This is a genomic window from Streptomyces sp. NPDC004788 (assembly GCF_053601115.1).
In genome coordinates, this window is record NZ_JBSGBF010000006.1 from 63,691 (window position 1) to 90,309 (window position 26,619).

Sequence of the window (26,619 nt, forward strand, 5' to 3'; positions counted from 1 at the left end):
CCGCCCTATCCGAAGAAGTTACGGACGTGCTCCAGGCCCGCGACCAGGGCGTCGACCTCGGCCGGAGTGGAGTACAGATAGAACGACGCCCGCGTGGTCGCCGGAATTCCGTACCGCAGGCAGACCGGGCGCGCGCAGTGGTGACCCACGCGGACGGCGATGCCCTGCTCGTCGAGGACCTGGCCCACGTCGTGCGGGTGGATGTCACCGAGCGTGAAGGAGATCGCCGCGCCGCGGTCCTCGGCCGTGGTCGGGCCGATGATCCGCAGGTCCGGCACCTCCTGGAGGCGCTGGACGGCGTACTCGGTGATCGCGTGCTCGTGGCGCGCGATGTTCTCCATGCCGATCGCCGACAGGTAGTCCACGGCCGCGCCGAGGCCGACGGCCTGGGCGATCGGGGGCGTACCCGCCTCGAACTTGTGCGGGGCCGGCGCGTAGGTGGACGAGTGCATCGAGACGGTCTCGATCATCTCGCCGCCACCGAGGAACGGCGGCAGGTCCTCCAGGAGCTCCTGCCGTCCCCACAGCACGCCGATGCCGGTCGGGCCGCACATCTTGTGGCCGGTGAAGGCCACGAAGTCGGCCTGCAGCGCCTGCACGTCGAGCACCATGTGCGGGGCGGCCTGCGAGGCGTCGATGCAGACGAGGGCGCCGACCTCCTGGGCACGGCGGATGATCGTCTCGACCGGGTTGATCGTGCCCAGCAGGTTCGAGACCAGCGTGAAGGAGACGATCTTGGTCTTCTCGGTGATGACCTCTTCGATGTTCGACAGGTCGAGGCGACCGTCGTCCGTGAGGCCGAACCACTTCAGCTTCGCGCCGGTGCGCTGCGCGAGCAGCTGCCACGGCACGATGTTGGAGTGGTGCTCCATCTCCGTGATGGCGATCTCGGTCTCGTGGTCCACGCGGTAGGGCTCGTCGGCCCAGCCCAGCATGTTGGCCACGAGGTTGAGCGACTCGGAGGCGTTCTTGGTGAAGATCACCTCGTCGCGGCTCGGCGCGTTGATGAAGGCGGCGACCTTGTCGCGGGCGCCCTCGTACAGCGCGGTGGCCTCCTCGGCGACGGTGTAGACGCCGCGGTGGACATTCGCGTTGTGCCGCTCGTAGTAGGCGTTGAGAGCGTCGAGGACCTGGCGCGGCTTCTGCGAGGTCGCCGCCGAGTCCAGGTACACGATCTTCTTGCCGTCGTGGACCAGACGATCCAGCAGCGGGAAGTCCTTGCGGATCGCCTCGGTGTCGAGGAGGCCGGTCAGCCCCTGATGGGCGGAAGTCACGCGGATGCGCCACCCTTCACGTACTTGTCGTAGCCCTCGTTCTCCAGCTGGTCGGCGAGCTCGGCGCCGCCGGACTCGACGATGCGGCCGTTCGCGAACACGTGCACGAAGTCGGGCTTGATGTAGCGCAGGATGCGCGTGTAGTGCGTGATCAGCAGGGTGCCGACCTCGCCGGTCTCGCGGACGCGGTTGACGCCCTCGGAGACGATGCGAAGGGCGTCGACGTCGAGGCCGGAGTCGGTCTCGTCGAGGATCGCGATCTTCGGCTTGAGCAGCTCGAGCTGGAGGATCTCGTGACGCTTCTTCTCGCCGCCGGAGAAGCCCTCGTTGACGTTGCGCTCGGCGAAGGCCGGGTCCATCTGGAGCTTCTCCATGGCCTCCTTGACCTCCTTCACCCAGAGGCGCAGCTTCGGGGCCTCGCCGCGGACGGCGGTGGCGGAGGTGCGCAGGAAGTTGGAGACCGAGACGCCGGGGACCTCGACCGGGTACTGCATGGCCAGGAAGACGCCGGCGCGGGCGCGCTCGTCGACCGACATCTCCAGGACGTCCTCGCCGTCGAGGGTGACGGTGCCGCCGGTGATCGTGTACTTCGGGTGGCCGGCCAGGGAGTACGCCAGGGTCGACTTGCCGGAGCCGTTGGGGCCCATGATGGCGTGGGTCTCGCCCTGCTTCACGGTCAGGTCGACGCCCTTGAGGATCTCCCGGGGGCCGTTCTCGGCCTCGACGGAGACGTGCAGGTCGCGGATTTCAAGCGTTGCCATGGGTGACTCAGGACTCCTGGGTGACGGAGACGAGCACATCGTCCCCTTCGATCTTTACGGGGTATACGGGGACGGGGCGCGTCGCGGGAAGGCCGGACGGCTTGCCGGTGCGCAGGTCGAACGCGGAGCCGTGCAGCCAGCACTCGATCTGGCAGTCCTCGACCTCGCCCTCCGAGAGGGAGACGTTCGCGTGCGAGCAGATGTCGTGGATCGCGAACACCTCGCCCTCGGTGCGGACGAGGGACACCGGCGTGCCGTCGAGTTCCACCCGCTTGGGGGTGTCCTCGGCCAGCTCGCTCAGCGCACAGGCGCGGACGAAGGCCATCAGACGGACGCCTCCAGCTCGGCCTCGATCTTGGCGATCAGGCGCTCCTCGACGTCCGCGATGCCGATCTGCTGGACCAGCTCGGCGAAGAAGCCGCGGACGACGAGGCGGCGGGCCTCGGTCTCCGGGATGCCGCGGGCCATCAGGTAGAAGAGCTGCTCGTCGTCGAAGCGGCCGGTGGCGGAGGCGTGGCCGGCGCCGGCGATCTCGCCGGTCTCGATCTCCAGGTTCGGGACCGAGTCGACCCGGGCGCCGTCGGTGAGGACGAGGTTCCGGTTGAGCTCGTAGGTGTCGGTGCCCTCGGCCTTGGCCTCGATGAGGACGTCACCGATCCACACGGCGTGCGCGTCCTGGCCCTGCAGCGCGCCCTTGTAGGCCACGTTGGACTTGCAGTGCGGGGTGTTGTGGGTGACCAGGAGGCGGTGCTCCTGGTGCTGCCCGGCGTCGGTGAAGTACAGGCCGAAGAGCTCGGCCTCGCCGCCGGGGGCCGCGTACTCGACGCGCGGGTGGAGGCGGACCACGTCGCCGCCGAAGGTCACGACGACCGACTTGAAGGAGGCGTCGCGGCCGACCAGGGCGTTGTGCTGGGCGACGTGGACGGCCTTCTCGTCCCAGTCCTGGACGGAGACGACGGTCAGCTTGGCGCCGTCGCCCAGGACGTAGTCCAGGTTGGCGGCGAGCACGCCGTCGCCGGTGTGGTCGATGACGACGACGGCCTCGGCGAAGGCGCCGAGCTCGATCACCTGGTGGCCGAAGGCGACACCGCCCTGGCCGTGCACGGAGATGCGGATCGGCTCGGAGAGCACGGCCTCCTTGGCGACGGTGACGACCGACGCCTTCTCGAAGGAGGAGTACGCCTGGGCGGCGACGCGGTCGACCGGCTTGCCGGCCTTGCCGAGGCGCGCGTCGTCGCGGCCCACGGTCTCCACGGTGACGCCCTCGGGGGCCTCGATCTCGACGCGGACGCCCTCGCCGGTGGCGACGGCGGTGCCGTCGTGCAGGCCGCGCAGGCGCTCCAGCGGGGTGAAGCGCCACTCCTCCTCGCGGCCGTGCGGGACGGGGAAGTCCGCGACGTCGAAGGACGGCGGGGCGCTCATGCGCGTGGCGACGGTGGACTCGGCGGCCACCGCGATCGAGCCCGCGGTGGTGGAGCCCGCGGGGATGTTCTGGGCGTCAGCCATGGCTGTCGTGTTGCTCTCTTCCTGCGTAAGAAATCGGTCGCTGCGGGTTCTGGGCGGGGCTCTTAGCCGACCGCGCCTTCCATCTGCAGCTCGATCAGCCGGTTCAGCTCCAGCGCGTACTCCATCGGCAGCTCCTTGGCGATCGGCTCGACGAAGCCGCGCACGATCATCGCCATGGCCTCCTGCTCGGTCAGGCCGCGCTGCATCAGGTAGAAGAGCTGGTCCTCGGAGACCTTGGAGACGGTGGCCTCGTGGCCCATCGTGACGTCGTCCTCGCGGACGTCCACGTAGGGGTACGTGTCCGAGCGGGAGATCGTGTCGACGAGCAGCGCGTCGCAGAGGACGTTCGACTTGGCGCCGGGGGCGCCCTCGCCGATCTCGATCAGACCGCGGTAGGAGGTGCGGCCACCGCCGCGCGCCACCGACTTCGAGACGATGCTCGACGAGGTGTTCGGGGCCATGTGGACCATCTTGGCGCCGGCGTCCTGGTGCTGGCCCTCGCCCGCGAAGGCGATGGACAGGGTCTCGCCCTTGGCGTGCTCGCCCATCAGGTAGACGGCCGGGTACTTCATGGTGACCTTGGAGCCGATGTTGCCGTCGACCCACTCCATGGTGGCGCCCTCGTAGGCGACGGCGCGCTTGGTCACCAGGTTGTAGACGTTGTTCGACCAGTTCTGGATGGTCGTGTAGCGGCAGCGGCCGCCCTTCTTGACGATGATCTCGACCACGGCGCTGTGCAGCGAGTCCGAGGAGTAGATCGGGGCGGTGCAGCCCTCGACGTAGTGGACGTAGGCGTCCTCGTCGACGATGATCAGCGTCCGCTCGAACTGGCCCATGTTCTCCGTGTTGATGCGGAAGTAGGCCTGGAGCGGGATCTCGACGTGCACGCCCTTCGGCACGTAGATGAACGAGCCGCCGGACCACACGGCCGTGTTCAGGGAGGCGAACTTGTTGTCGCCGACCGGGATGACGGTGCCGAAGTACTCCTTGAAGAGCTCCTCGTGCTCCTTCAGCGCGGTGTCGGTGTCGACGAAGATGACGCCCTGCTCCTCCAGGTCCTCGCGGATCTGGTGGTAGACGACCTCGGACTCGTACTGGGCGGCGACACCGGCGACGAGGCGCTGCTTCTCCGCCTCCGGGATGCCGAGCTTGTCGTACGTGTTCTTGATGTCCTCCGGCAGGTCCTCCCAGGACTCGGCCTGCTTCTCGGTGGACCGCACGAAGTACTTGATGTTGTCGAAGTCGATGCCCGACAGGTCGGAGCCCCAGGTCGGCATGGGCTTCTTGTCGAACAGCCGCAGACCCTTGAGGCGCAGCTTCAGCATCCACTCGGGCTCGTTCTTCTTGGCCGAGATGTCGCGGACGACGTCCTCGGAGAGACCGCGCTTGGCGGTGGAGCCTGCCGCGTCCGAGTCGGCCCAGCCGTACTCGTACCGACCCAGGCCCTCGAGCTCGGGGTGGCTGATCTCGGTGGTCATGCGGGGTTCCTCCCGGCCGTGCTTGCGGATGCTGTGGATTCGGTGGTCTGTGGGGTGCCGTGCGCGATGTCGGGGATGAACGTCGTGCAGACGCCGTCACCATGCGCGATGGTGGCCAGGCGCTGGACGTGGGTCCCGAGGAGGCGGGAGAAGATCTCCGTCTCCGCCTCGCACAGCTGCGGGTACTGCTCGGCGACGTGGGCGACCGGGCAGTGGTGCTGGCAGAGCTGCTCGCCGACCGGCGCGTGACGCGCGGTGGCAGCGTACCCGTCGGCACTCAGCGCCTTGGCCAGCGCCTCGGTGCGCCGGTCGGGGTCGGCGGACTCGACGGCCTCGCGGTACGCCTCCGCCTGGGCCTCGATCCGGTCCCGGGCGAAGGCGGCCACGGCCGCTTCCCCGCCGGCGTTCCGCTCGATCCAGCGCAGCGCCTCCACGGCCAGTTTGTCGTACGACTGGTCGAAGGCGTCCCGGCCGCAGTCGGTGAGCGAGAAGACCTTGGCGGGACGGCCGCGGGTGCGGGCCCCGTAGACCCGCTTCTCGCGCGCCTCCACGACGTTGTCGCCCACCAGCGAGTCGAGGTGGCGACGGACGGCGGCCTGGGTGAGGCCGAGCCGCTGGGCGAGATCGGCGACGGTCGAGGGACCGTGGTCCAGGATGGAGCGCGCGATCCGGTTGCGCGTGGAGCGCTCACCGGTCGCGAGTTCCTCCGCGGGAGCCTCACCGACGTTTTTCACAACGCCATTGTTGCGTAATTAATCACGGGCTGACAAGCGAGGCCGGGGGCCGTGACGGTGCGGTGCCTCACATAGGTAAGGCTTACCTGACCTGCGGAAACGATCATTCGTAGGACGAATCACGACGCCGGTGACCAGCGCTTTCCGGCCGCTCCGCGGCCCGCGATCAGCCCTCCGGGACCCGCACCGACCGCCCCGAGGACTCCACCAAATGGACGAAAGATTCCGCGTTGCGGACAGCGGCCCCGCCCGGGTCGTTGTTGAAGAAAACGAACACGTCCGCCCGGTCCGGCCAGCCCTCCGCGAGCCGATCCGCCCAGCTCACCAGCGCCCGCCGGCCGTACGAGGGGAAGGGCCGGGCCCGGCCCTCGTGCAGCCGCAGATAGCCCCAGTCCGCGGTCCGCCACAGCGGGGTCACCGGCCGCCCGCCCCGGTCCGCCCAGCACAGCGCCGCGCCGTGGCGCACGAGCACCTCCTCGGTCCCGTCCGTCCACCACGACTCGTGCCGCGGCTCGACCGCCACCCGCACCCCCTTCGGGAAGCGGTCGAGCGCCGCGTCGAGGAGCCCGGTGTCCGCGCGCAGGTTCGGCGGCAGCTGGAGCAGTACGGGCCCGAGCCGCCTCCCCAGCGCCTCCGCGCGGCCCATCAGCCGCGCCACCGGCTCCGCCGGGTCCTTCAGCCGCTTGATGTGCGTCAGATACCGGCTGGCCTTCACCGCCATCACGAAGCCCTCGGGCGTCCGCTCCCGCCAGTGGGCGAAGGTGTCACGCTCGGGCAGCCGGTAGAAGGCGTTGTTGTTCTCGACGGCCGCGAAGCTCCGCGCGTACTCCTCCAGCCAGAGCCGCTGGGGCACGCCCTCGGGATAGAGCACGCCCCGCCAGTCCCGGTACTGCCACCCGGACGTGCCGACGAAGACCGCCATACACCGCCTCTACCCCGCCGGGGTCGGCCGTACGGGCGAGTCCTTAGACTTCCCGGCATGCGAAACGAGTCCGTCGAGCCCGCCGTCCGGGTACGGGGCCTGGTCAAGCGGTACGGCACCAAGACCGCCGTCGACGGCCTCGACCTCGACGTCCGGGCGGGCACCGTCACCGCCGTCCTCGGGCCGAACGGGGCCGGCAAGACCACCACCATCGAGACCTGCGAGGGCTACCGCAGGCCGGACGCCGGCACCGTCCGCGTCCTCGGCCTCGACCCGGTCGCCGACGCCGCCGCGCTGCGCCCCCGGATCGGCGTGATGCTCCAGTCCGGCGGCGTCTACTCCGGTGCCCGCGCCGACGAGATGCTGCGCCACATGGCGAAGCTGCACGCCCACCCGCTGGACGTGGACGCCCTCGTCGAGCGGCTCGGCCTCGGCTCCTGCGGCCGCACCACCTACCGGCGCCTCTCCGGCGGCCAGCAGCAGCGCCTCTCGCTCGCCATGGCCGTCGTCGGGCGCCCCGAGCTGGTCTTCCTCGACGAGCCGACCGCCGGACTCGACCCGCAGGCCCGCCGCGCCACCTGGGACCTGGTCCGCGAACTGCGCGCCGACGGCGTCAGCGTCGTCCTCACCACGCACTTCATGAACGAGGCCGAGGAACTCGCCGACGACGTCGCCATCGTGGACGCCGGCCGCGTCGTCGCCCAGGGCAGCCCCGAGGAGCTGTGCCGCGGCGGCGCCGAGAACACCCTGCGCTTCACCGGCCGCCCCGGCCTCGACCTCGGCTCGCTGCTCAAGGCCCTGCCCGACGGCACCGCGGCCGCCGAGACCACCCCGGGCAGCTACCGGCTCACCGGCACGGTCGACCCCCAGCTGCTCGCCACCGTCACCAGCTGGTGCGCGCAGCACGGCGTGCTGCCCGACCGCCTCTCGGTCGAGCGCCACACCCTCGAAGACGTCTTTCTGGAGCTGACCGGCAAGGAGCTGCGCGGATGAGCACGGGTACGTACGCGCCGAAGCCGGGGGCCGCGCCGGTCGGGCGGATGATCGCCGCGCAGACCGCCCTGGAGACCCGGATGCTGCTGCGCAACGGCGAGCAGCTGCTCCTCACGGTGATCATCCCCTCCCTCCTGCTGGTGCTCTTCTCGACGGTGGACATCGTCGAGACGGGCGCCCGCAAGCCGGTCGACTTCCTCGCCCCGGGAGTCCTCGCGCTCGCCGTGATGTCCACCGCCTTCACCGGGCAGGCCATCGCCACCGGCTTCGAGCGCCGGTACGGGGTGCTCAAGCGGCTCGGCGCCTCGCCGCTGCCGCGCTGGGCGCTGATGACCGCCAAGACGCTGGCCGTGCTCGTCACCGAGGTGCTCCAGGTGGTGCTCCTCACGGTGATCGCCCTGGCCCTCGGCTGGTCGCCGCACGGCAACCCCCTGTCCGTGCTCGCGCTGCTCGTCCTCGGCACCGCCGCCTTCTCCGGGCTCGGCCTGCTGATGGCCGGCACGCTGAAGGCGGAGGCGACGCTGGCCGCCGCGAACCTGGTCTTCCTGCTGCTCCTGGTGGGCGGCGGGGTGATGGTGCCGCTGGAGAAGTTCGGCGCCGCCGGTGACGTGCTCGCGTTCCTGCCGATCTCGGCGCTCTCCGACGGGCTCCGGGACGTGCTCCAGCACGGCGCCGCGATGCCGTGGGGCGACGCGGCGATCCTGGCGGTGTGGGCGGTGCTCGGGCTCGGCGCGGCGGCGAGGTTCTTCCGCTGGGAGTAGTGCCCGGCGCGAGCCCGGGGCAGAGCCGGCAGTAGCGACGCGGTGACGTTTCGGGGTGACTCGCCCCGTAAGCACCCCCTCGTGAAAGCGTGCACAAGCCCCCGCCTACGATGTGGACCGTGCAGACCCCCCTCGCCTTCATCGCCCAGCGCTGGACCCCGTCCCCCCGGACGCTCCGGCGCGCCGCGCTCTCCGCCGTCGTGATGAGCGTGCTGATCATCGTGACCGGCGGCGCGGTCCGGCTGACCGGCTCCGGCCTCGGCTGCGACACCTGGCCGAAGTGCACGGACGACAGCCTGATCGTCACCGCCGAGCAGGGCTTCCACGGCTACGTCGAGTTCGGCAACCGCATGCTGACCTACGTCCTGTCGGCCGCCGTCGGCTGGGCGATCATCGCCGCGCGCTCCGCCAAGCCCCGCCGCCGCGGGCTCTCGCGGCTGGCCTGGGCGCAGTTCTGGATCGTCCTGAGCAACGCCGTCATCGGTGGCATCACCGTGTGGATGGGGCTCAACCCGTGGACGGTGGCCGGCCACTTCCTGGCCGCGAACTCGCTCCTCACCGTGGCCGTCGTCACCTGGCACCGCACCGCCGAGGGCGACACCACGCCCAAGCCGCGCGTGCCGGGCCCGGTGCGCAAGCTGTCCTGGGCGACCGTCGGCGTCTCCGGGCTGCTCATCGCGCTCGGCACGACGGTGACGGGCGCCGGCAAGCACGCCGGCGACAGCAGCGACGTCCCCCGCATGCCGTGGGACTGGACGAACGCGGCCCACCTCCACGCCGTCGCCGCCTGGCTGGTCTGCGCCCTGGCGGTCGCCATGTGGCTGGTCCTGCGCGTGGTGGACGCCCCGGACGACACCCGGGCACGCGCCCGCGACCTGCTGATCGTGGTGGCGGCGCAGGGCGGCATCGGCTACGCCCAGTACTTCACCGGCGTGCCGGAGCTGCTCGTCGCCGTGCACATGCTCGGCTCCTCGCTGATGTGGATCGCGGTGCTGCGCCTCGCCCTGAGCCTGCGCGAGCGCCCGGTCACGGTCCCGGAGATCCCGGCCCAGGCCGACCCCGAGCTGGCGAAGGCCTAACCGAGGCCGTACACCCGGCGCGCGTTGCCCGCCGCGATCATCTCCGCGACGCGCTGCGCGTCCGTACGCGACCAGGCGCCGTCCGCGACCCATTCGCCCAGCACCCGGCCGACCGCCCCGCGGAAGACGCGCGCGGCCACCACGTGCAGTTCGGGCAGGCCGCGGGCGCCGCTGGAGAAGAGCAGTTTGCCGAAGGGGGCCTGCTCCAGGAACTCGGCGAGGACGGCTGCCGCGCGGGCGCCGGTGCGGGTGACGACCGGGCCCAGGTCCGCGTAGACGTGCGGGAAGTACGCGGCGAGCCGGGCGGCCTGGCGGTGGTACGGGGAGTCGTGCAGCAGCACCAGGTCGGCGCCGAGGCCGCCGGTGGCGGCGGCGAAGCCGGCCAGGGCGCCCGGGTCCCGGTCGCCCGCGTACAGCTGGAGCGGGCGGCCGGCACCGACCGCGACCCACAGCAGATGGCGCAGCAGCACCGGGTCGTCGACCGCGCCGCCGGCCGGGCGCCGGGCCAGCCAGCGCCCCGCGGCGCCGCGCACCTCGCCGGGCCCGGGCGGCTCGGGGACGGCGGCGAGCCCGCCCCGCAGCGCCGCCGCGGAGGTGAAGGCGACGGCGCCCCCGGCGGCCCCGTGGACGGCCTCGGTGAGCTTGCCCAAAAACGCGTCGACGGTGCCGTGGGCGTCGGCGACCCGCTGGGCGAGGGGTTCGAGCCGGACGATCTCGTGCGCGGCGGCGGCGCCGGTGGCGGCCAGCTCGGCGGGCCCGGTCAGATCGGCGGGGCCGGTCGGATCGCCGGGCGGCCCGGTGTCGACGAGGTACGTGGCGATGCCGGAGGCGCGCAGCAGGCGCCGGCCCGATTCCAGGACGCCGAGTTCGCGTCGGCGGGCCAGATAGCGCGCGGGCGGGCAGTGCGGTTCGAGGCCGAGGAGCGGCGGGCACCAGCGGCGTACCGCGAAGCCGGTCTGGGTGTCGAAGAAGGTGGTGCCCGCGGCGGGCGGCGGGGGTCCTCCCTCGCGAGCCCAGCGAGCCGTGGGGGAGGCCGGGGCGAGGTGGGTCTCGAAGGTGCCGAGGCCGAGCTCCGTACGCAGCACTCCGTGACAGTGCTGGTCCACCAGGCTCGGAGTGTCGATCATTCGGGGGCTCCCACGTGTGGACGGGCTTCCGCCCCTCCTAACGGGTGAGCCCCGTGCGAGGTTGTTGCCTCCGGGGCCCCGAGGGGCCCCGATCGCCGCTCAGCCGTTGGCCGGGCCGCCGAGCTGGATGCCGGCCATGCGGGTCCACTCGTACGGGCCGGTGACGACCTTCGCGGCGAAGTCGCCGTCGAACTCCTCGTGCAGGGTCAGGCCGGCCTTCTCGGCGGCCTCCTGGGCGATCGCGTAGCTCGGGGCCACCAGGTCGCCCCAGCCGCCGTCCTCGCCGACGAGGACGATCCGGGTGCCCGCCTGTCCGATGTGGGCGAGCTGGCCCTCGGCGCCGCCGTGCTTCCCGGCGAACGCCTTGATCTCCTTGGCCAGCTTGGCCGCCTTGCGCTCCGCCTGCTTCGTTTCTGCCATGACGACGAGCCTACTCGCGGGTAGATCCACTGGCGACGGCCGGGGCACGTGGCGTGGGCCACGCACCCCGGCCGTCGGCCGGAGAGGTGAGGGATCAGCGCAGGAAGGGGTCCACCGCGACCGCCACGAAGAGCAGCGACACGTAGGTGATGGACCAGTGGAACAGGCGCATCTCCTTGAGCTTCGCGCCGGTCTTCTCGGCCTTCGCGCGGTTGAGCAGCGCGTGCGCCTCCCACAGCCACCAGCCGCCGGTGGCGAGCGCCACGGCCGTGTAGAACCAGCCGGTGTAGCCGAGCGGGGTGAGCAGCAGCGAGACGGCGACCATCACCCAGCTGTAGAGGACGATCTGCCTGGCGACGACCTTGTTGGAGGCGAGCACCGGGAGCATCGGCACACCGGCGCGCGCGTAGTCGTCCTTCACCTTCATCGACAGCGGCCAGTAGTGCGGCGGCGTCCAGAAGAAGATGACGAGGAAGAGGATGACGGCGGCCCAGGACATCGAGTTCGTGACGGCCGACCAGCCGATGAGCACCGGCATGCAGCCGGCGATGCCGCCCCAGACGATGTTCTGCGCGGTGCGCCGCTTGAGGATCATCGTGTAGATGACGACGTAGAAGAGCAGCGCGCCGAGCGACAGCCAGGCGGACAGCCAGTTGACGAGCAGGCCGAAGAAGAGCGTGGAGACCACCGCGAGGGTGATGCCGAAGGCCAGGCACTCGCGCGGCGAGACCATGCCGGTCACCAGCGGGCGCTGCGAGGTGCGGTCCATGACCGCGTCGATGTCGCGGTCGATGTACATGTTGAGCGCGTTGGCGCCGCCCGCGGACAGGTAGCCGCCGAAGCAGGTGGCGAGCACCAGCCACAGGTCGGGCACGCCCTGCTCGGCGAGGAACATCACCGGAACGGTGGTGATGAGCAGCAGCTCGATGATCCGCGGCTTGGTCAGCGCCACGAATGCCTTGACGCGGGCCCCGAACGGCCGATGGCCCCCCGGGCTGGGAGTCAAGTGGACCCCGGCGGGTCGGGACTCGACGGCCGTCACGCACACCCCTGACAGAGAAATCCCAGCAAGCTCCCCGCGTGAAGAGGGGATGAAACTTGCGCGTACCACGCCACTGTAGACGTTGCCCATACACCGATCTTCGCGGGGGTGGGTCGTGTTGGCGGCCCTCACCCGCGGGTGCGCCCGGGGTGCGCGGCGGGCGCGTCCCAACCTGCGGACACGCGGTCGGGCGTGGCTCGGGAGGCGAATTCGCGCGGGCCCCGGCAGTCTGGCTGTGTGCGCTCATTTGAGGGGCATGGACACGAAAAGAGAGGCGATTTCCAGGGGTAGGCTCGACATCGCCGGGACACCCTCAGTCACCGGCTCTCGACATGCGGAGAGGAGCCCTGACTCAGGGTGAGCACTAAGCCGACGACCACAGACCTCGAGTGGACCGAACTGGACCAGCGGGCCGTGGACACCGCCCGCATCCTGGCCGCCGACGCCGTACAGAAGGTCGGCAACGGCCATCCCGGCACGGCGATGAGCCTTGCGCCCGCCGCGTACACCCTCTTCCAGAAGGTGATGCGGCACGACCCCGCCGACCCGGAGTGGGTGGGCCGCGACCGGTTCGTCCTCTCCGCCGGGCACTCGTCCCTGACCCTCTACACCCAGCTCTACCTGGGCGGGTTCGGGCTGGAGCTCGACGACCTGAAGTCCTTCCGCACCTGGGGCTCGAAGACCCCGGGTCACCCGGAGTACGGCCACACGGCGGGCGTGGAGACCACGACCGGCCCGCTCGGCCAGGGTGTCGCGAACGCGGTGGGCATGGCGATGGCCGCCCGCTACGAGCGCGGTCTGTTCGACCCGGAGGCTGCCGCCGGCACCTCCCCCTTCGACCACCACATCTACGTGATCGCGGGCGACGGCTGTCTCCAGGAGGGCATCTCCGCGGAGGCGTCCTCGCTGGCCGGTCACCAGAAGCTCGGCAACCTGATCCTGCTGTGGGACGACAACCACATCTCGATCGAGGGCGACACCGAGACGGCCGTGTCCGAGGACACGATGAAGCGGTACGAGGCGTACGGCTGGCACGTCCAGCGCGTCGAGCCGCAGGCCAACGGTGACCTGGACCCGGCCGCGCTGTTCGCCGCGATCAAGGCCGCCGAGGCCGAGACCGAGCGTCCGTCCTTCATCGCGATGCGCTCGATCATCGCCTGGCCGGCCCCGAACGCGCAGAACACCGAGGCCGCGCACGGCTCGGCGCTCGGCGACGACGAGGTCGCGGCCACCAAGCGCGTCCTCGGCTTCGACCCGGAGCAGACCTTCGAGGTCTCCGACGAGGTCATCGCGCACACCCGGTCGCTGGGCGACCGCGGCCGCGAGTCCCGCGCCGCGTGGGAGAAGTCGCTCGCCGAGTGGCGGACGGCCAACCCGGAGCGCGCCGCCGACTTCGACCGCATCCAGGCCAACGAGCTGCCGAAGGGCTGGGCCGACACGCTCCCGGTCTTCGAGCCGGGCAAGAGCGTGGCGACCCGTGCCGCCTCCGGCAAGGTGCTGCAGGCCCTCGGCGCGGTGATCCCGGAGCTGTGGGGCGGCTCGGCCGACCTCGCCGGCTCGAACAACACCACGATCGACAAGGGCTCGTCCTTCCTCCCGGAGGGCAACCCGCTGCCCGAGGCGGACAAGTACGGCCGGACGATCCACTTCGGCATCCGCGAGCACTCCATGGCCGCGGAGATGAACGGCATCGCCCTGCACGGCAACACCCGCGTCTACGGCGGCACGTTCCTCGTGTTCTCCGACTACATGCGCAACGCGGTCCGCCTGTCCGCGCTGATGCACCTGCCGGTGACGTACGTGTGGACGCACGACTCGATCGGCCTCGGCGAGGACGGCCCGACCCACCAGCCGGTGGAGCACCTGGCCTCGCTGCGCGCCATCCCGGGTCTGAACGTGGTCCGCCCGGCCGACGCCAACGAGACGGCGATCGCCTGGCGCGAGATCATGCAGCGCCACACCAAGGTCTTCGGCAAGGGCGCCCCGCACGGTCTGGCGCTCACCCGCCAGGGCGTGCCGACCTACGCGCCGAACCAGGACACGGTCAAGGGCGGCTACGTGCTGTTCGAGGCCGAGGGCGGCGACGCCCAGGTGGTCCTGATCGGTACCGGTTCCGAGGTGCACCTGGCCGTCGAGGCCCGGGAGCAGCTCCAGGCCGCCGGCGTCCCGACCCGCGTGGTCTCGATGCCGTCGGTGGAGTGGTTCGAGGAGCAGGACCAGGCGTACAAGGACTCCGTCCTGCCGCCGTCCGTCAAGGCCCGCGTGGCGGTCGAGGCCGGTGTCGGCCTGACCTGGCACAAGTACGTCGGCGACGCCGGTCGCATCGTGTCGCTGGAGCACTTCGGTGCCTCGGCGGACGCCAAGGTCCTGTTCCGTGAGTTCGGGTTCACGCCGGAGGCGATCGTCGCCGCCGCGCGGGAATCTCTGGACGCCGTCGCGCGCTGACGCGATTACGTACGACTTTTTGGAGATGCAATTCTCATGACAGACGCTCTCAAGCGCCTCTCCGACGAAGGCGTCGCGATCTGGCTGGACGACCTGTCCCGCAAGCGGATCACGTCCGGCAACCTGGCCGAGCTCATCGACCAGAGCCACGTGGTGGGTGTCACCACCAACCCGTCCATCTTCCAGAAGGCCATCACCTCGGGCGACGGTTACGAGCAGCAGCTCGTCGACCTGGCCACCCGCAAGGTGACGGTGGACGAGGCCATCCGGATGATCACGACGGCAGACGTGAGGGACGCCGCCGACATCCTCCGCCCGGTCTTCGACGCCACCGACGGCCAGGACGGCCGGGTGTCGATCGAGGTCGACCCGCGCCTCGCCCACGAGACGGCGGCCACCATCGCCGAGGCCAAGCAGCTGGCCTGGCTGGTGGACCGGCCCAACACGCTCATCAAGATCCCGGCCACCAAGGCGGGTCTGCCGGCGATCACCGAGGTCATCGGCCTCGGCATCAGCGTCAACGTGACGCTGATCTTCTCGCTGGAGCGCTACCGCGCGGTGATGGACGCCTACATGGCCGGCCTGGAGAAGGCCCGCGAGCGCGGCCTCGACCTGTCGAAGATCCACTCCGTGGCGTCCTTCTTCGTCTCCCGCGTGGACACGGAGATCGACAACCGCCTGGAGGCCATCGGCACCCCCGAGGCCAAGGGCCTCAAGGGCAAGTCGGCCCTCGCCAACGCGCGCCTGGCCTACCAGGCGTACGAGGAGGCCTTCGGCTCCGAGCGCTGGGCCGCCCTCGACAAGGCGCAGGCCAACAAGCAGCGTCCGCTGTGGGCCTCGACCGGCGTGAAGGACCCGGCGTACAAGGACACCCTCTACGTGGTGGACCTGGTCGCCCCGGGCACCGTCAACACCATGCCGGAGGCCACCCTGGAGGCCACCGCCGACCACGGCGAGGTCACCGGAGACACCATCCACGGCACGTACGACGAGGCCCGCTCGGTCCTCGACGACGTGGCCGCGCTGGGCATCTCGTACGACGACGTGGTGCAGGTCCTGGAGGACGAGGGCGTCGACAAGTTCGAGGCGTCCTGGAACGACCTGCTCAAGTCGACCGAGGCGGAGCTCGCCCGCCGTACACCCTCGGAGGCGTAAGCACCTTGAGCGCAGTCACCGGAGCCAACCCGCTCCGTGACGCCGCAGACCGACGGCTCCCGCGCATCGCGGGGCCGTCGGGTCTGGTGATCTTCGGTGTCACGGGCGACCTGTCCCGTAAGAAGCTGATGCCCGCCGTCTACGACCTCGCGAACCGGGGTCTGCTTCCGCCGGGCTTCTCCCTCATCGGTTTCGCCCGCCGCGAGTGGGAGGACGAGGACTTCGCCCAGGAGGTTCACGAGGCTGTCAAGCAGCATGCCCGCACCCCGTTCCGCGAGGAGGTGTGGCAGCAGCTGATCCAGGGGATGCGTTTCGTCCAGGGCGACTTCGACGACGACGATGCCTTCGAGCAGCTGAAGGCCACCATCGACGAGCTGGACAAGGCGCAGGGCACGGGCGGCAACTTCGCGTTCTACCTCTCCGTGCCGCCGAAGTTCTTCCCCCTGGTCGTCCAGCAGCTCAAGAAGCACGGGCTCGCCGACCAGAAGAACGGCTCGTGGCGCCGGGCGGTCATCGAGAAGCCCTTCGGCCACGACCTGGCCTCCGCGAAGGAGCTCAACGAGGTCGTCCACGAGGTCTTCCCGCCCGAGGCGGTCTTCCGCATCGACCACTACCTCGGCAAGGAGACCGTCCAGAACATCCTGGCGCTCCGCTTCGCCAACACCCTCTTCGAGCCGATCTGGAACCGGTCCTACGTCGACCACGTGCAGATCACCATGGCCGAGGACATCGGCATCGGCGGCCGGGCCGGCTACTACGACGGCATCGGCGCCGCCCGTGACGTCATCCAGAACCACCTGCTCCAGCTGCTCGCGCTGACCGCGATGGAGGAGCCCGCCTCCTTCGACGCCGACGCGCTCGCCGCGGAGAAGACCAAGGTGCTCGGCGCCGTGCGGCTGCCGAAGGACCTGGCGAAGTCCACGGTCCGCGGGCAGTACGCGGCCGGCTGGCAGGGCGGCGAGAAGGCCGTCGGCTATCTGCAGGAAGACGGCATCGACCCGCAGTCGAAGACCGACACCTACGCGGCCATCAAGCTGGGCATCGACAACCGCCGCTGGGCGGGCGTCCCCTTCTATCTGCGCACCGGCAAGCGGCTGGGCCGCCGGGTCACCGAGATCGCGGTGGTCTTCCAGCGCGCCCCGCACTCCCCGTTCGACCACACGGCGACCGAGGAGCTCGGCCGGAACGCCATCGTGATCCGCGTCCAGCCGGACGAGGGCGTCACCGTGCGCTTCGGCTCCAAGGTGCCGGGCACGCAGATGGAGATCCGGGACGTGTCGATGGACTTCGCCTACGGCGAGTCCTTCACCGAGTCCAGCCCGGAGGCGTACGAGCGGCTCATCCTCGACGTCCTGCTCGGCGACTCCAACCTCTTCCCGCGGGTGGAGGAGGTCGAGCTGTCCTGGAAGATCCTCGACCCGATCGAGCAGTTCTGGGACAAGAACGGCAAGCCCGCCCAGTACGAGTCCGGGACCTGGGGCCCGGTCGAAGCGGACGAGATGCTCGCACGAGACGGCAGGAGCTGGCGCCGGCCATGAAGACCGACCTGACGGACACCACGTCCTCCAAGATCAACAAGGCGCTGGTGCTCGGGCGGCGGGCCATCGGCACCCCGGCCGTCGGCATGGTGCTCACCCTCGTCATCGTCACCGACGAGGAGAACGCCTACGACGCGCTGAAGGCGGCCAACGAGGCGTCCCGCGAGCACCCCTCGCGGACCCTCGTCGTCATCAAGCGGGTCTCGCGCACCCCGCGGGACCGCGCCAACGCGCGGCTCGACGCCGAGGTCCGCCTCGGCGCCGACGCCAGCACCGGCGAGACGGTGGTGCTCCGGCTGTACGGCGAGGTCGTCGACCACGCCCAGTCGGTGGTCCTGCCGCTGCTCCTGCCGGACGCGCCCGTCGTCGTCTGGTGGCCGGTGAACGCGCCGTCCGACCCGGCGAACGACCCGCTGGGCGCCCTCGCCCAGCGCCGGGTCACCGACACGTACGCCGCCGAGCAGCCCATCCAGGAGCTGACCGCGCGCGCGGACGCGTACACCCCGGGCGACACGGACCTGTCCTGGTCCCGGATCACCCCGTGGCGGTCGATGCTGGCCGCCGCGCTCGACCAGGTGGCCTGCGAGGTCACCTCGGCCGAGGTCGAGGGCGAGGAGTTCAACCCGAGCGTCGAGCTGCTCGCCATGTGGCTCGCGGACCGGCTGAAGGTGCCGGTGCGGCGCTCCAGGTCGGCCGGGCCCGGCCTCACCTCCGTACGGATGGAGACCAGCGCCGGTCCGATCGTGCTCGACCGGCCGGACGGCTCGCTCGCCACGCTGTCGATACAGGGCCAGCCGGACCGTGCCGTGGCGCTCAAGCGCCGCGAGACGGCCGAGCTGATCGCGGAGGAGCTGCGCCGGCTCGACCCGGACGACACCTACGCCTCGGCGCTGCGGTACGGCCTGGAGCGACTGGACGAGGCGGCGGCGACGACCGCGTCCGAGCCCGCCCCGGCCGCGCCGGTGGCGGAGGCCTCGCCGCAGAGCGACCCGGCTCCGGTGGAGACCGAGGCCGAGTTCCAGGCCACGAAGCCGGCCTCGAAGAAGGCCCCGGCCAAGAAGGCGGCGGCCAAGTGAGCACCCCGCAGCTGGTCGTGCACCGCGACAAGGAGCTGATGGCCGAGGCCGCCGCGGCCCGGCTGATCACCAAGATCGTGGACGCCCAGGCCGCCCGCGGTTCCGCCTCGGTGGTGCTCACCGGCGGCCGCAACGGCAACGGGCTGCTGGCCGCGCTGAGTTCGGCGCCGGCCCGGGACGCGATCGACTGGTCGCGGCTCGACCTGTGGTGGGGCGACGAGCGGTTCCTGCCCGAGGGCGATCCGGAGCGCAATGTCACCCAGGCCCGCGCGGCGCTGCTCGACAGCGTCCCGCTGGACCCGGCGCGGGTGCACGCGATGCCGGCCTCGGACGGTCCGCACGGCTCCGACGCCGACGAGGCGGCCGCGGCCTACGCGGCCGAGCTCGCGGCGGCCGCCGGTCCCGGAGACCACGGCGGCGTGCCGACCTTCGACGTGCTGATGCTGGGCGTCGGCCCGGACACGCACGTGGCCTCGCTCTTCCCGGAGTTCCCGGCGGTCCACGAGACCGAGCGGACGGTGGTGGGCGTGCACGGCGCGCCCAAGCCGCCGCCGACCCGGATCTCGCTGACGCTGCCGGCGATCCGGGCCGCGAAGGAGGTCTGGCTGCTCGCGGCCGGCGAGGACAAGGCGAAGGCCGCGGCCATCGCGCTGTCCGGCGCGGGCGAGGTGCAGGCCCCGGCGGCGGGCGCCCGTGGGCGCTCGCGCACGCTGTGGCTGCTGGACTCGGCGGCTGCCTCGGAGCTGCCGCGCGGTCTGTATCCGCCGGCTTCCGCCTGATCGCTGTGCGAGGAGGCCCGGTTCACCTTTCGGTGGGCCGGGCCTTCGGCGTCTGCGGCGTCGGTACGGTTTCGAGGAAGGGCGCCAGGAGATCCGGTACGGCCTCGGCGGCGAAGCGCAGGCCCTGGCTCTCGCCCGCGTCGTACACGGCGTACGCGCCCTCCCCGGCGGCTGTCGTCGCGCGCAGCGTGAGCACCCCGGCGCGCCGCTGGAACCAGGACTGCCTGACCGTCCAGCCGATCACCCCGGTGCGCTGGAGCGCGACCGTCGTGCGGCGCAGCGCGCCCGAACGGGTCACCAGGTAGGCGCCGCTGACACCGTGTCCGAGGCTGCGGTAGGCGTCACGGGCGAGCAGCAGGGCGAGCGGGGTGAGGACGAGGGCGACACCGGCCGCGAGGCCGAGCAGTACGGGGGTGAGCCAGGCGCCCAGCGCGGCGAGCAGCGCGGCCGGGGCGAGCCCGGTCCACAGCGCCCAGCGCAGCCGCCGGGTGCGGGCGGCCTTGGGGTGGGCGGCGAGCGGGGTGCCGGTGGGCGGTTCGGCCTCGCGCAGTATCTGGGCGCCGATCCGGTCGGCGACGGCGCGGGGCGCGGGCGGCAGCAGGTTCCTGAGGTCGGCGTGCTTGTCGTCGTCGTCCTTGGCGAGCCCGGTGGCGACGGCGTCGACGCGGGCGCCGCGCAGCAGCCGTACGCCCAGCGGTTCGACCAGCGCGACTCCGCGCAGGCGCTTCTCCTCCAGGGTGACCGAGCGGGCGGTGAACAGGCCGCGGCGGACCCGGAGGGTGCCGCCGGGTTCGCGCTCCAGGCGGTAGTTGGCCCACATCTCGATCCACAGGCCGAGGGCGCCCAGCGTGCCGACGACGGTGGCGAGGGCGGCGAGCAGGACCAGGCCGACGATCGTCCAGGCCGGGGAGACGCCCCGGAAGCGGTCGACGGTCCAGTGGATGACCTGTTCCTGGGCGCCGAACCAGTCGCTGACCTGGAGCACGGCCCAGGCGGCGCCGCCGCCGAGCAGCGGGGTGACGAAGGAGACCGGGGCGTAGCGGATCCAGCGCGGGTCGAGGGTCGCGAGGACGCCGTCGTGGGCGGGGTCGGCCGGGGCGCCGGCGGGGCGGGCGAGCAGGGTGCGGCGCAGGTGTTCGCCCTCGGCGCGGGTGACCAGGTCGAGTTTGAGCGTGGACTCGTGGTCGTGGTGCTCGCCGGTGCCGATGCGGACCTTGACGAGGCCGAGGACGCGCTGGAGGGGGTCGGCGGTGAGGTCGACGCTGCGGATGCGGTCGCGGGCCAGGGAGCGGCGTTTGACGACCAGGAGCCCGGTGCGCAGGTCGACCCGGTCGGCGTCGACGCGGTAGCGGGTGCGGCGCAGCCGGACCCAGTCGGCGAGGCTGCCGCCGCCGACGAGGAGTACGGCGCCGGTGAGGACCCAGGCCGACCAGGCGTGCGGAGAGCCGGAGAAGAGGCTGAGGAAGGCGGGCAGGGCCGGGCCGGCGGCGACGCCGCACAGGACGACGGCGCCGGCCAGCAGGGTGCGCGGCGCGAGCCGCCGCCATTCCCGGTCGGGGTCGGGGCTGGTGCTCATGTGGCGTCTCCGGGGGTGGCCCGGGTGATCGCGGTGAGCCGTTCGGCGAGCTCGGCGGCGAGCTCGTGGTCGAGGCCCGCGATGCGCAGGGCGCCCTTGGCGGAGGCGGTGGTGACGGTGACGGTGGCCAGCCGGAAGGTCTGCTCCAGCGGGCCGCGTACCGTGTCGACGGTCTGGATCCGGGACATCGGGGCGATCCGCCACTCCTGCCAGAGCGCCCCGGTGCGCACGTACACGGCGTCCTCGGTGACTTCCCAGCGGTGCACCCGGAACCACCAGGCGGGGAGGAACGCGGTCGCGACGAGGCCGAGGAGCGTCACGGCCCCGGCGGCGCCGTACAGCAGGCTCCTGGCCGGCTCGATCAGCAGGCCGAGCACGGCCAGGACGGCCACCGGCACGACGGTGGCGAGCAGCAGATGCGCCCGCCACCAGCCGACGGCCCGCCCGTCGACGGCGTTCCCCGGCGGGCGCAGCCGTACCGCGTTCTCCCCCGCGTTCTCCCCCCTCATCGGCTCTACCGTCCGCGCAGCGAGCGGTAGACGGCGACGAGTCCGGCGGTGGAGGAGTCGAGTCCCTCGCCGCCGGCCCCTTCCGTCAGCACGGGCTCGATCTTCTTGGCGAGGACCTTGCCGAGCTCGACGCCCCACTGGTCGAAGGAGTCGATGTTCCACACCGCGCCCTGGACGAAGACCTTGTGCTCGTAGAGCGCGATGAGCTGGCCGAGCACGGACGGGGTGAGCGCGTCCGCCAGGATCGTGGTGGTGGGGTGGTTGCCCTGGAAGGTCTTGTGCGGGACCAGCTCCTCCGGGACGCCTTCGGCCCGTACCTCCTCCGGCGTCTTGCCGAAGGCGAGCGCCTGGGTCTGCGCGAAGAAGTTGGCCATCAGCAGGTCGTGCTGGGCGACCAGGCCGGGCTGCAGGTCGGCGACGGGCCGGGCGAAGGCGATGAAGTCGGCCGGGATGACCTTGGTGCCCTGGTGGATCAACTGGTAGTAGGCGTGCTGGCCGTTGGTGCCGGGGGTGCCCCAGACGACCGGGCCGGTCTGCCAGTCGACCGGCTGTCCGTCGCGGGTCACGGACTTGCCGTTGGACTCCATGTCGAGCTGCTGGAGGTACGCGGTGAACTTCGACAGGTAGTGCGAGTACGGCAGCACGGCGTGCGACTGGGCGTCGAAGAACGCGCCGTACCAGATGCCGAGGAGACCGAGCAGGAGCGGGGCGTTCTCGGCGGGGGGCGCGGTGCGGAAGTGCTCGTCGACGAGGTGGAAGCCGTCGAGCATCTCGCGGAAGGCATCGGGCCCGATGGCGATCATCAGCGACAGGCCGATGGCGGAGTCGTAGGAGTACCGGCCGCCGACCCAGTCCCAGAACTCGAACATGTTCGCCGTGTCGATGCCGAACTCCTCGACCTTCTCGGCGTTCGTCGACAGGGCCACGAAGTGCTTGGCGACGGCCTCCTGACCGGCCCGCAGCTCGGTGAGCAGCCAGTTGCGGGCGGAGGTGGCGTTGGTGATCGTCTCGATGGTGGTGAAGGTCTTCGAGGCGACGATGAAGAGGGTCTCGGCGGCGTCGAGGTCGCGGACTGCCTCGTGCAGGTCGGCGCCGTCGACGTTGGAGACGAAACGGAACGTCAGGTCGCGCCGCGTGTACGAGCGCAGCACCTCGAAGGCCATCGCCGGGCCGAGGTCCGAGCCGCCGATGCCGATGTTGACGATGTTCTTGATCGGCTTGCCGGTGTGCCCGGTCCACTCGCCCGCGCGGACCCGGTCCGCGAAGGCGGCCATCTTGTCGAGCACGGCGTGCACCTCGGGGACGACGTTCACGCCGTCCACCTCGACGACCGCGCCGCGCGGTGCGCGCAGCGCGGTGTGCAGCACCGCCCGGTGCTCGGTGTTGTTGATCTTCTCGCCACGGAACATCGCGTCCCGCAGCTCGGCCACCCCGGTGGCGGCGGCCAGCTCGCGCAGCAGCGTCAGGGTCTCGTCGGTCACCAGGTGCTTGGAGTAGTCCAGATAGAGGTCGCCGACGCGCAGCGTGTACCCGGTGCCACGCTCGGGGTCGGCGGCGAACAGCTCGCGCAGGTGGGTGTCGCCCAGCTGCTCGCGGTGCTTGCCGAGGGCCGCCCACTCGGGCAGCTGGTTGAGCCTGGTGCGGCCTGCGTTGGTCATCTCGACTTCGCCCATTTCTTCGTCTTGCTCCATGTACGGCGTGTGTGCCCCGCTGTCCTCCAACCTAATTGATCGAGCGCCGGAAACGCGTTCAGCGCCCTGGGCGCTCAGTGGCCGCCGCGGTGGAGGCGTCCCTCGTACCGCGCTTCGAGCAGTGCGTTGCGCTCGTGCCCGCCGGGCAGGTTGGCCGACAGGTACACCGGCGGTTCGTGCCCCTCGGCGAGCAGCAGCGCGACGGCGTCCGCGACGACCATCTGGACGAGCAGGGACGAGGTGAGCGTGGAGATCCCGCACAACGCGCCGCCGTCGGGCAGCGGCAGTACGGCGTCGCCGGCGGGCGCCCCGTTGTCGAGCACGACGTCCGCGAGGTCCGCGAGCCGCTTCCCACTGGCGTGCAGCGCGGGCACGGCGTGGGTGTGCTCCAGCGAGGTGAGGGCGACGAGCCCGTGCCCCGCGCCGGTCACCTTGAGCGCCAGCTCCACGACCGAGTTGTTCACCCCCGAGTTGGAGATGATCACGAACAGGTCCTGGGGACGGGGCGTCGCCAGCGCGTAGAGCCGCTCGGCGAGTCCCGGCGAGCGTTCGAGCAGCGGGTCCCGGAGGATCTCCGGGTCCTCCCCGCCCCGCAGCACGAGATCAGCGAGCGCGATCCTGCTCGTCGGCACCAGCCCCCCGGCGCGCCCGGCCACTTCGAGCGCGGCGGCCTGCGAATGCCCGGTCCCGAAGGCGTGGATCACCCCGTCGGCGGCGACGCAGTCGGCGAAGAGACGGGCGGCGGCGGGGACGGAGCGTTCGTTGGCGGTGACGACGCGGGTGAGGGCCTGCTGGGCGTGATCGACGAACCGGGCGGAGCCGAGGGGAGGTTGGGGCATGGGGCAAGCTCCTCTGGTTGAGTGAACCGGATAAGCTGAAGTTAGCTGGTTCAATGAACCACGACCACCCCTCCGTTGTGGGGATTCGTTCCGCTGGGGCGGAACGGGTGGGCACGACGGAACGGCGCCCTTGCGGGCGCGTCCGCTCCCTGCGCCTACGCCAACCGCGCCAACGCCACCGCGCCCGCGAGGCCGTCCCGTACGGGGCTCGGCACGAGGCCCAACTTGCGGACGCGCTCCGCCAACCGCGCCAGCAACGGCCCGTCCGGCCCCAGCAGCCCACCCGTCACCACCAGCGGCTCCCCCGCCCGCGGGGCCAACGCCCGTACACTCGCGGCCAGTTCGTCCGCGGCCCTGTCCAGCAGGCCGACCGCCACCGCGTCGCCCTCCACCGCGGCGGACACCACCAGCGGGCTCAGGTCCGCGAGCCGGGTCGGATGCGCCTCGTACGCGAACCGCACCACCGCCTCCTTGCTCAACCCCCCGCACAACTCCCCCACCGGCCCCGCCAGCGCCGTCCCCGACCCCCGCCCGTCCAGGCCGCGCAGCACCGCCCGCAGCGCCTCCCGGCCCAGCCAGAAGCCGCTCCCCGCGTCGCCCAACAACCACCCGTCGCCGTCCACCGCGCGCACCAGGCGCCGCCCCCGTACCCGGGCCCCGGCCGCGCCGGTTCCCGCGATGAGGACGAGGCCGTCAGCCGGGGTACCCGGCCCGGCGGCGAAGGCGATCTCGGCGTCGCCGTGGACCTCGACGCGGGCCGGGGCGGCGCCGACGTCGGCGAGGGCGGCCCGCAGGGCGGTGAGCGCCCGGTCGCGGCCGCCGCCGGGGCCGCCGCCCGCGAAGCCCGCGACCACCGCGTCGGCGCACGTCACGCCCGCTCCGCGCAGCGCCTGCGCCAGGTGTCGTACGAGATCCCCGGCGGGCACGCTGAGCGCGTTGCCGGGGCCGCCCGTTCCCTCGCCCAGCGTCCGGCCGGTCGTCGCGTCGGCGAGCCGGGCGCGGCTGCGGGTGCCGCCCGCGTCGATGCCCACCACGTAGTGAATCCGGGATTCGTTCATCAGCCCGCATGCTGGTTGATAGATTCACCGGATCACAAGACCCGCGCAGTCGCCCGTCGAAGAAGGCCCCGCATGATCACCGCACTGATCCGCTCCGAACTCCCCCGGATGTCCGGCTCCTTGCGCAAGGTCGGCGAGTGGGTGCTCGCGGATCCGGTGCGGGTCGCCGGGGTGTCCGCCGCCGAGCTGGGGCGCCGTACGGGCACCTCGCAGGCCACGGTGACCCGGTTCTGCCGGGCGCTCGGCCTCGACTCGTACCAGCGGCTCCTGCTCGAACTCGCCCGTGAACAGGGGCAGGAGGGCCAGAGCGAGGAGCCGGGTCCGCTCGGCCCCGACCTCGGGCCCGACGACCCGCTCGACCGCGTCGTCGCCGCCGTCGCCCAGGCCGATCTGGGCGCTCTGCGCGCGACCGCCGAGCGGCTCGACCTCGACGCCTTGGAGCGGGCGGCCCGGGCGCTCGCGCAGGCGCGGCGGATCGACGTGTACGGGGTGGGCGCCTCGGGGGTGCTCGCGCTCGAAACCCGGGCCCGGCTGTTCGGCATCGGGTGCGAGGCCCGCGCGTGGACCGAGGTGCACGCGGCGGAGACCTCGGCCGCGCTGCTCACGCCGGCCGACGCGGTGGTCGCGCTGTCCCACTCCGGCGCGACGCGTGAGGTCCTGGCGCCGCTGAAGCTCGCGGCCGAGCGGGGCGCGGCGACGGTGGCCGTCACGGGCGACCCGCGCTCCGCGGTGGCGCGGGCGGCCGGGACGCACCTCACCTCGACGTCCGCCGAGACCGGCTTCCGGCACGGCGGCTTCGGCGCCCGCCACTCGGTCCTGCTGATCCTCGACTGCCTCTACGCGCGCGTGGCGCAGCTGACCCACTCGCGCGCCACGGCCGCCCTCGCGCTCACCGCGCACATCGCCGACGGCCACCGGACCTAGGGGGTGTCTCGCCGATCATGCCGGGCTCGCGACTCCCCCAGAGCTTCGCCTGGGAGGTGCCCCCAGCACCGCGCCTCGCCGCGTTGTCGTCGGTCGCCGATGCTCCGCATGGACTCCCTCCTCCGCCTTGCGATGCGTCCCCTAGGCCCTGCGGGCCTGGGGAGACCCCATGCACCAGACGCCGCTCCCTGATCCGGCCTGATCGACAAGACACCCCCTAGCGACCAAGCGACCAAGCGCCGGAAACGAGAGAACGGGCCCTGCGCACAGAGCCCGTTCCACCGGTGTTCAGATCTCGCCCCGCAGCTTCGCGAGCGCCTCGGCCAGGATCGCCTCGCCGTCCGCGTCGCTGCGCCGCTCCCGCACGTACGCGAGGTGCGTCTTGTACGGCTCGGTGCGCGGCGGGTCCGGCGGGTTGTCCCGGTCCTGGCCGGCCGGGAAACCACAGCGCGGGCAGTCCCAGGTGTCCGGCACAGTTGCGTCACTGGCGAAGCTGGGCTGGGTCTCGTGCCCGTTCGAGCACCAGAAGGAGATGCGGAGACGCGGTGCGGACTCGCCCCGCTCGGCCTCCCCCATCGGCCCCGCTCCGACCCGGCTTCCCCGGATCGCGTTGCCACTTGCCACGGTCGTAACTCCCTGCGTGATGGTGCTCGAAGATGCCCCAGTCTACGTAAGGCCCAACGCGCGTCCAGTGATTGGAGTTACCCGTCCAACTTCATCAGCAGACCAAGTACGACAATGCAGGCGAACCACAGCAGACCGACGACCACGGTGATCCGGTCGAGGTTGCGCTCGGCGACCGAGGAGCCGCCGACGGAGGACTGCATGCCGCCACCGAACATGTCGGAGAGGCCGCCGCCCTTGCCCTTGTGCATCAGCACGAGCAGCATCAGCAGCGCACTGAAGACGATCAGGGCGATCGAAAACCCCAT

26 protein-coding genes are annotated in these 26,619 nt (G+C 71.7%); 9 read left to right on the forward strand and 17 right to left on the reverse strand.

Annotated features, from left to right (window positions below):
- Positions 1 to 5: 5 nt before the first annotated feature.
- The 7 genes from ACWEJX_RS05300 to ACWEJX_RS05330 all read right to left on the reverse strand — a co-directional run bounded on the left by ACWEJX_RS05300 (position 6) and on the right by ACWEJX_RS05330 (position 6,675).
- Positions 6 to 1,274 carry a cysteine desulfurase gene (locus tag ACWEJX_RS05300; RefSeq protein ID WP_451606181.1) on the reverse strand — a complete coding sequence of 423 codons (1,269 nt, stop codon included), beginning with the start codon at positions 1,272 to 1,274 and terminating at the stop codon, positions 6 to 8.
- Complete coding sequence (gene sufC, locus ACWEJX_RS05305; protein WP_370411691.1) at positions 1,271 to 2,035, reverse strand: Fe-S cluster assembly ATPase SufC; 765 nt, start codon at positions 2,033 to 2,035, stop codon at positions 1,271 to 1,273. The genes ACWEJX_RS05300 and sufC overlap by 4 nt, the downstream gene beginning before the upstream one ends.
- A gap of 7 nt (positions 2,036 to 2,042) precedes the next feature.
- On the reverse strand, positions 2,043 to 2,360 hold the full coding sequence (locus ACWEJX_RS05310; protein ID WP_403797819.1) for a non-heme iron oxygenase ferredoxin subunit: 318 nt from the start codon (positions 2,358 to 2,360) through the stop codon (positions 2,043 to 2,045).
- Positions 2,360 to 3,541 carry a Fe-S cluster assembly protein SufD gene (gene sufD, locus ACWEJX_RS05315; protein ID WP_451606182.1) on the reverse strand — a complete coding sequence of 394 codons (1,182 nt, stop codon included), beginning with the start codon at positions 3,539 to 3,541 and terminating at the stop codon, positions 2,360 to 2,362. Before sufD ends, ACWEJX_RS05310 begins: the two co-directional genes overlap by 1 nt.
- 62 nt (positions 3,542 to 3,603) lie before the next feature.
- Positions 3,604 to 5,019, reverse strand: coding sequence for a Fe-S cluster assembly protein SufB (gene sufB, locus ACWEJX_RS05320; RefSeq protein WP_451606183.1), 1,416 nt, complete (start codon positions 5,017 to 5,019; stop codon positions 3,604 to 3,606).
- Entirely contained in the window at positions 5,016 to 5,753 is a 738-nt protein-coding gene (locus ACWEJX_RS05325) for a helix-turn-helix transcriptional regulator (RefSeq protein WP_451606184.1), read from the reverse strand. The genes sufB and ACWEJX_RS05325 overlap by 4 nt, the downstream gene beginning before the upstream one ends.
- A 166-nt stretch (positions 5,754 to 5,919) precedes the next feature.
- A complete protein-coding gene (locus tag ACWEJX_RS05330; protein WP_451606185.1) occupies positions 5,920 to 6,675 on the reverse strand; it encodes a DUF72 domain-containing protein in 756 nt (251 codons plus the stop codon).
- Positions 6,676 to 6,732: 57 nt separating this feature from the next.
- On the opposite strand from ACWEJX_RS05330, the gene ACWEJX_RS05335 reads away from it, so the two are divergent.
- From ACWEJX_RS05335 to ACWEJX_RS05345, 3 genes are all read left to right on the forward strand, one after another.
- Positions 6,733 to 7,668: an ABC transporter ATP-binding protein gene (locus ACWEJX_RS05335; protein ID WP_451606186.1), complete on the forward strand. Its 936-nt coding sequence runs from the start codon at positions 6,733 to 6,735 to the stop codon at positions 7,666 to 7,668.
- Positions 7,665 to 8,429 carry an ABC transporter permease gene (locus ACWEJX_RS05340; protein ID WP_451606187.1) on the forward strand — a complete coding sequence of 255 codons (765 nt, stop codon included), beginning with the start codon at positions 7,665 to 7,667 and terminating at the stop codon, positions 8,427 to 8,429. The genes ACWEJX_RS05335 and ACWEJX_RS05340 overlap by 4 nt, the downstream gene beginning before the upstream one ends.
- Before the next feature lie 110 nt (positions 8,430 to 8,539).
- Positions 8,540 to 9,508, forward strand: a complete 969-nt coding sequence (locus tag ACWEJX_RS05345) for a COX15/CtaA family protein (protein WP_451606188.1) — start codon at positions 8,540 to 8,542, stop codon at positions 9,506 to 9,508.
- Here ACWEJX_RS05345 and ACWEJX_RS05350 read toward each other — a convergent pair.
- The 3 genes from ACWEJX_RS05350 to ACWEJX_RS05360 form a co-directional block, all read right to left on the reverse strand.
- A complete protein-coding gene (locus tag ACWEJX_RS05350) occupies positions 9,505 to 10,635 on the reverse strand; it encodes an amidohydrolase (RefSeq protein ID WP_451606189.1) in 1,131 nt (376 codons plus the stop codon). The genes ACWEJX_RS05345 and ACWEJX_RS05350 overlap by 4 nt on opposite strands.
- Positions 10,636 to 10,734: 99 nt before the next feature.
- Positions 10,735 to 11,055, reverse strand: coding sequence for a hypothetical protein (locus ACWEJX_RS05355; RefSeq protein ID WP_451606190.1), 321 nt, complete (start codon positions 11,053 to 11,055; stop codon positions 10,735 to 10,737).
- A 94-nt stretch (positions 11,056 to 11,149) separates the two neighbouring features.
- A complete protein-coding gene (locus ACWEJX_RS05360) occupies positions 11,150 to 12,103 on the reverse strand; it encodes a heme o synthase (protein ID WP_451606191.1) in 954 nt (317 codons plus the stop codon).
- Between the two features lie 351 nt (positions 12,104 to 12,454).
- On the opposite strand from ACWEJX_RS05360, the gene tkt reads away from it, so the two are divergent.
- Genes tkt through pgl form a run of 5 tightly spaced genes read left to right on the forward strand, consistent with a single transcriptional unit; the run spans position 12,455 to position 19,090 of the window.
- Positions 12,455 to 14,542 (forward strand): transketolase, encoded by a 2,088-nt coding sequence (tkt, locus tag ACWEJX_RS05365; protein ID WP_451606192.1) that lies wholly within the window; start codon positions 12,455 to 12,457, stop codon positions 14,540 to 14,542.
- Between the two features lie 36 nt (positions 14,543 to 14,578).
- Entirely contained in the window at positions 14,579 to 15,697 is a 1,119-nt protein-coding gene (gene tal, locus ACWEJX_RS05370) for a transaldolase (RefSeq protein ID WP_451606193.1), read from the forward strand.
- Between the two features lie 5 nt (positions 15,698 to 15,702).
- A complete protein-coding gene (gene zwf / locus ACWEJX_RS05375) occupies positions 15,703 to 17,235 on the forward strand; it encodes a glucose-6-phosphate dehydrogenase (protein WP_451606194.1) in 1,533 nt (510 codons plus the stop codon).
- Positions 17,232 to 18,311: a glucose-6-phosphate dehydrogenase assembly protein OpcA gene (gene opcA, locus ACWEJX_RS05380; RefSeq protein ID WP_451606195.1), complete on the forward strand. Its 1,080-nt coding sequence runs from the start codon at positions 17,232 to 17,234 to the stop codon at positions 18,309 to 18,311. The genes zwf and opcA overlap by 4 nt, the downstream gene beginning before the upstream one ends.
- The gene (gene pgl / locus ACWEJX_RS05385) at positions 18,308 to 19,090 is read left to right on the forward strand and encodes a 6-phosphogluconolactonase (protein ID WP_451606196.1); all 783 of its coding nucleotides are present in this window, start codon (positions 18,308 to 18,310) and stop codon (positions 19,088 to 19,090) included. Before opcA ends, pgl begins: the two co-directional genes overlap by 4 nt.
- A 22-nt stretch (positions 19,091 to 19,112) precedes the next feature.
- Here pgl and ACWEJX_RS05390 read toward each other — a convergent pair whose 3' ends face one another.
- From ACWEJX_RS05390 to ACWEJX_RS05410, 5 genes are all read right to left on the reverse strand, one after another.
- Positions 19,113 to 20,666, reverse strand: coding sequence for a PH domain-containing protein (locus ACWEJX_RS05390; protein ID WP_451606197.1), 1,554 nt, complete (start codon positions 20,664 to 20,666; stop codon positions 19,113 to 19,115).
- Positions 20,663 to 21,175, reverse strand: coding sequence for a PH domain-containing protein (locus tag ACWEJX_RS05395; protein WP_451606198.1), 513 nt, complete (start codon positions 21,173 to 21,175; stop codon positions 20,663 to 20,665). The genes ACWEJX_RS05390 and ACWEJX_RS05395 overlap by 4 nt, the downstream gene beginning before the upstream one ends.
- 5 nt (positions 21,176 to 21,180) lie before the next feature.
- On the reverse strand, positions 21,181 to 22,833 hold the full coding sequence (gene pgi, locus ACWEJX_RS05400) for a glucose-6-phosphate isomerase (RefSeq protein WP_451606257.1): 1,653 nt from the start codon (positions 22,831 to 22,833) through the stop codon (positions 21,181 to 21,183).
- Between the two features lie 107 nt (positions 22,834 to 22,940).
- Positions 22,941 to 23,705 (reverse strand): sugar isomerase domain-containing protein, encoded by a 765-nt coding sequence (locus ACWEJX_RS05405; RefSeq protein ID WP_451606199.1) that lies wholly within the window; start codon positions 23,703 to 23,705, stop codon positions 22,941 to 22,943.
- A gap of 155 nt (positions 23,706 to 23,860) precedes the next feature.
- A complete protein-coding gene (locus tag ACWEJX_RS05410) occupies positions 23,861 to 24,763 on the reverse strand; it encodes an N-acetylglucosamine kinase (RefSeq protein WP_451606200.1) in 903 nt (300 codons plus the stop codon).
- A gap of 72 nt (positions 24,764 to 24,835) precedes the next feature.
- Here ACWEJX_RS05410 and ACWEJX_RS05415 point away from each other — a divergent pair, with 72 nt between their 5' ends.
- Positions 24,836 to 25,687, forward strand: a complete 852-nt coding sequence (locus ACWEJX_RS05415; protein WP_451606201.1) for a MurR/RpiR family transcriptional regulator — start codon at positions 24,836 to 24,838, stop codon at positions 25,685 to 25,687.
- A gap of 288 nt (positions 25,688 to 25,975) precedes the next feature.
- On the opposite strand, the gene ACWEJX_RS05420 is transcribed toward ACWEJX_RS05415, so the two are convergent.
- Positions 25,976 to 26,311, reverse strand: a complete 336-nt coding sequence (locus ACWEJX_RS05420) for an RNA polymerase-binding protein RbpA (protein WP_362533382.1) — start codon at positions 26,309 to 26,311, stop codon at positions 25,976 to 25,978.
- A gap of 77 nt (positions 26,312 to 26,388) precedes the next feature.
- A complete protein-coding gene (gene secG, locus ACWEJX_RS05425) occupies positions 26,389 to 26,619 on the reverse strand; it encodes a preprotein translocase subunit SecG (protein WP_030205174.1) in 231 nt (76 codons plus the stop codon).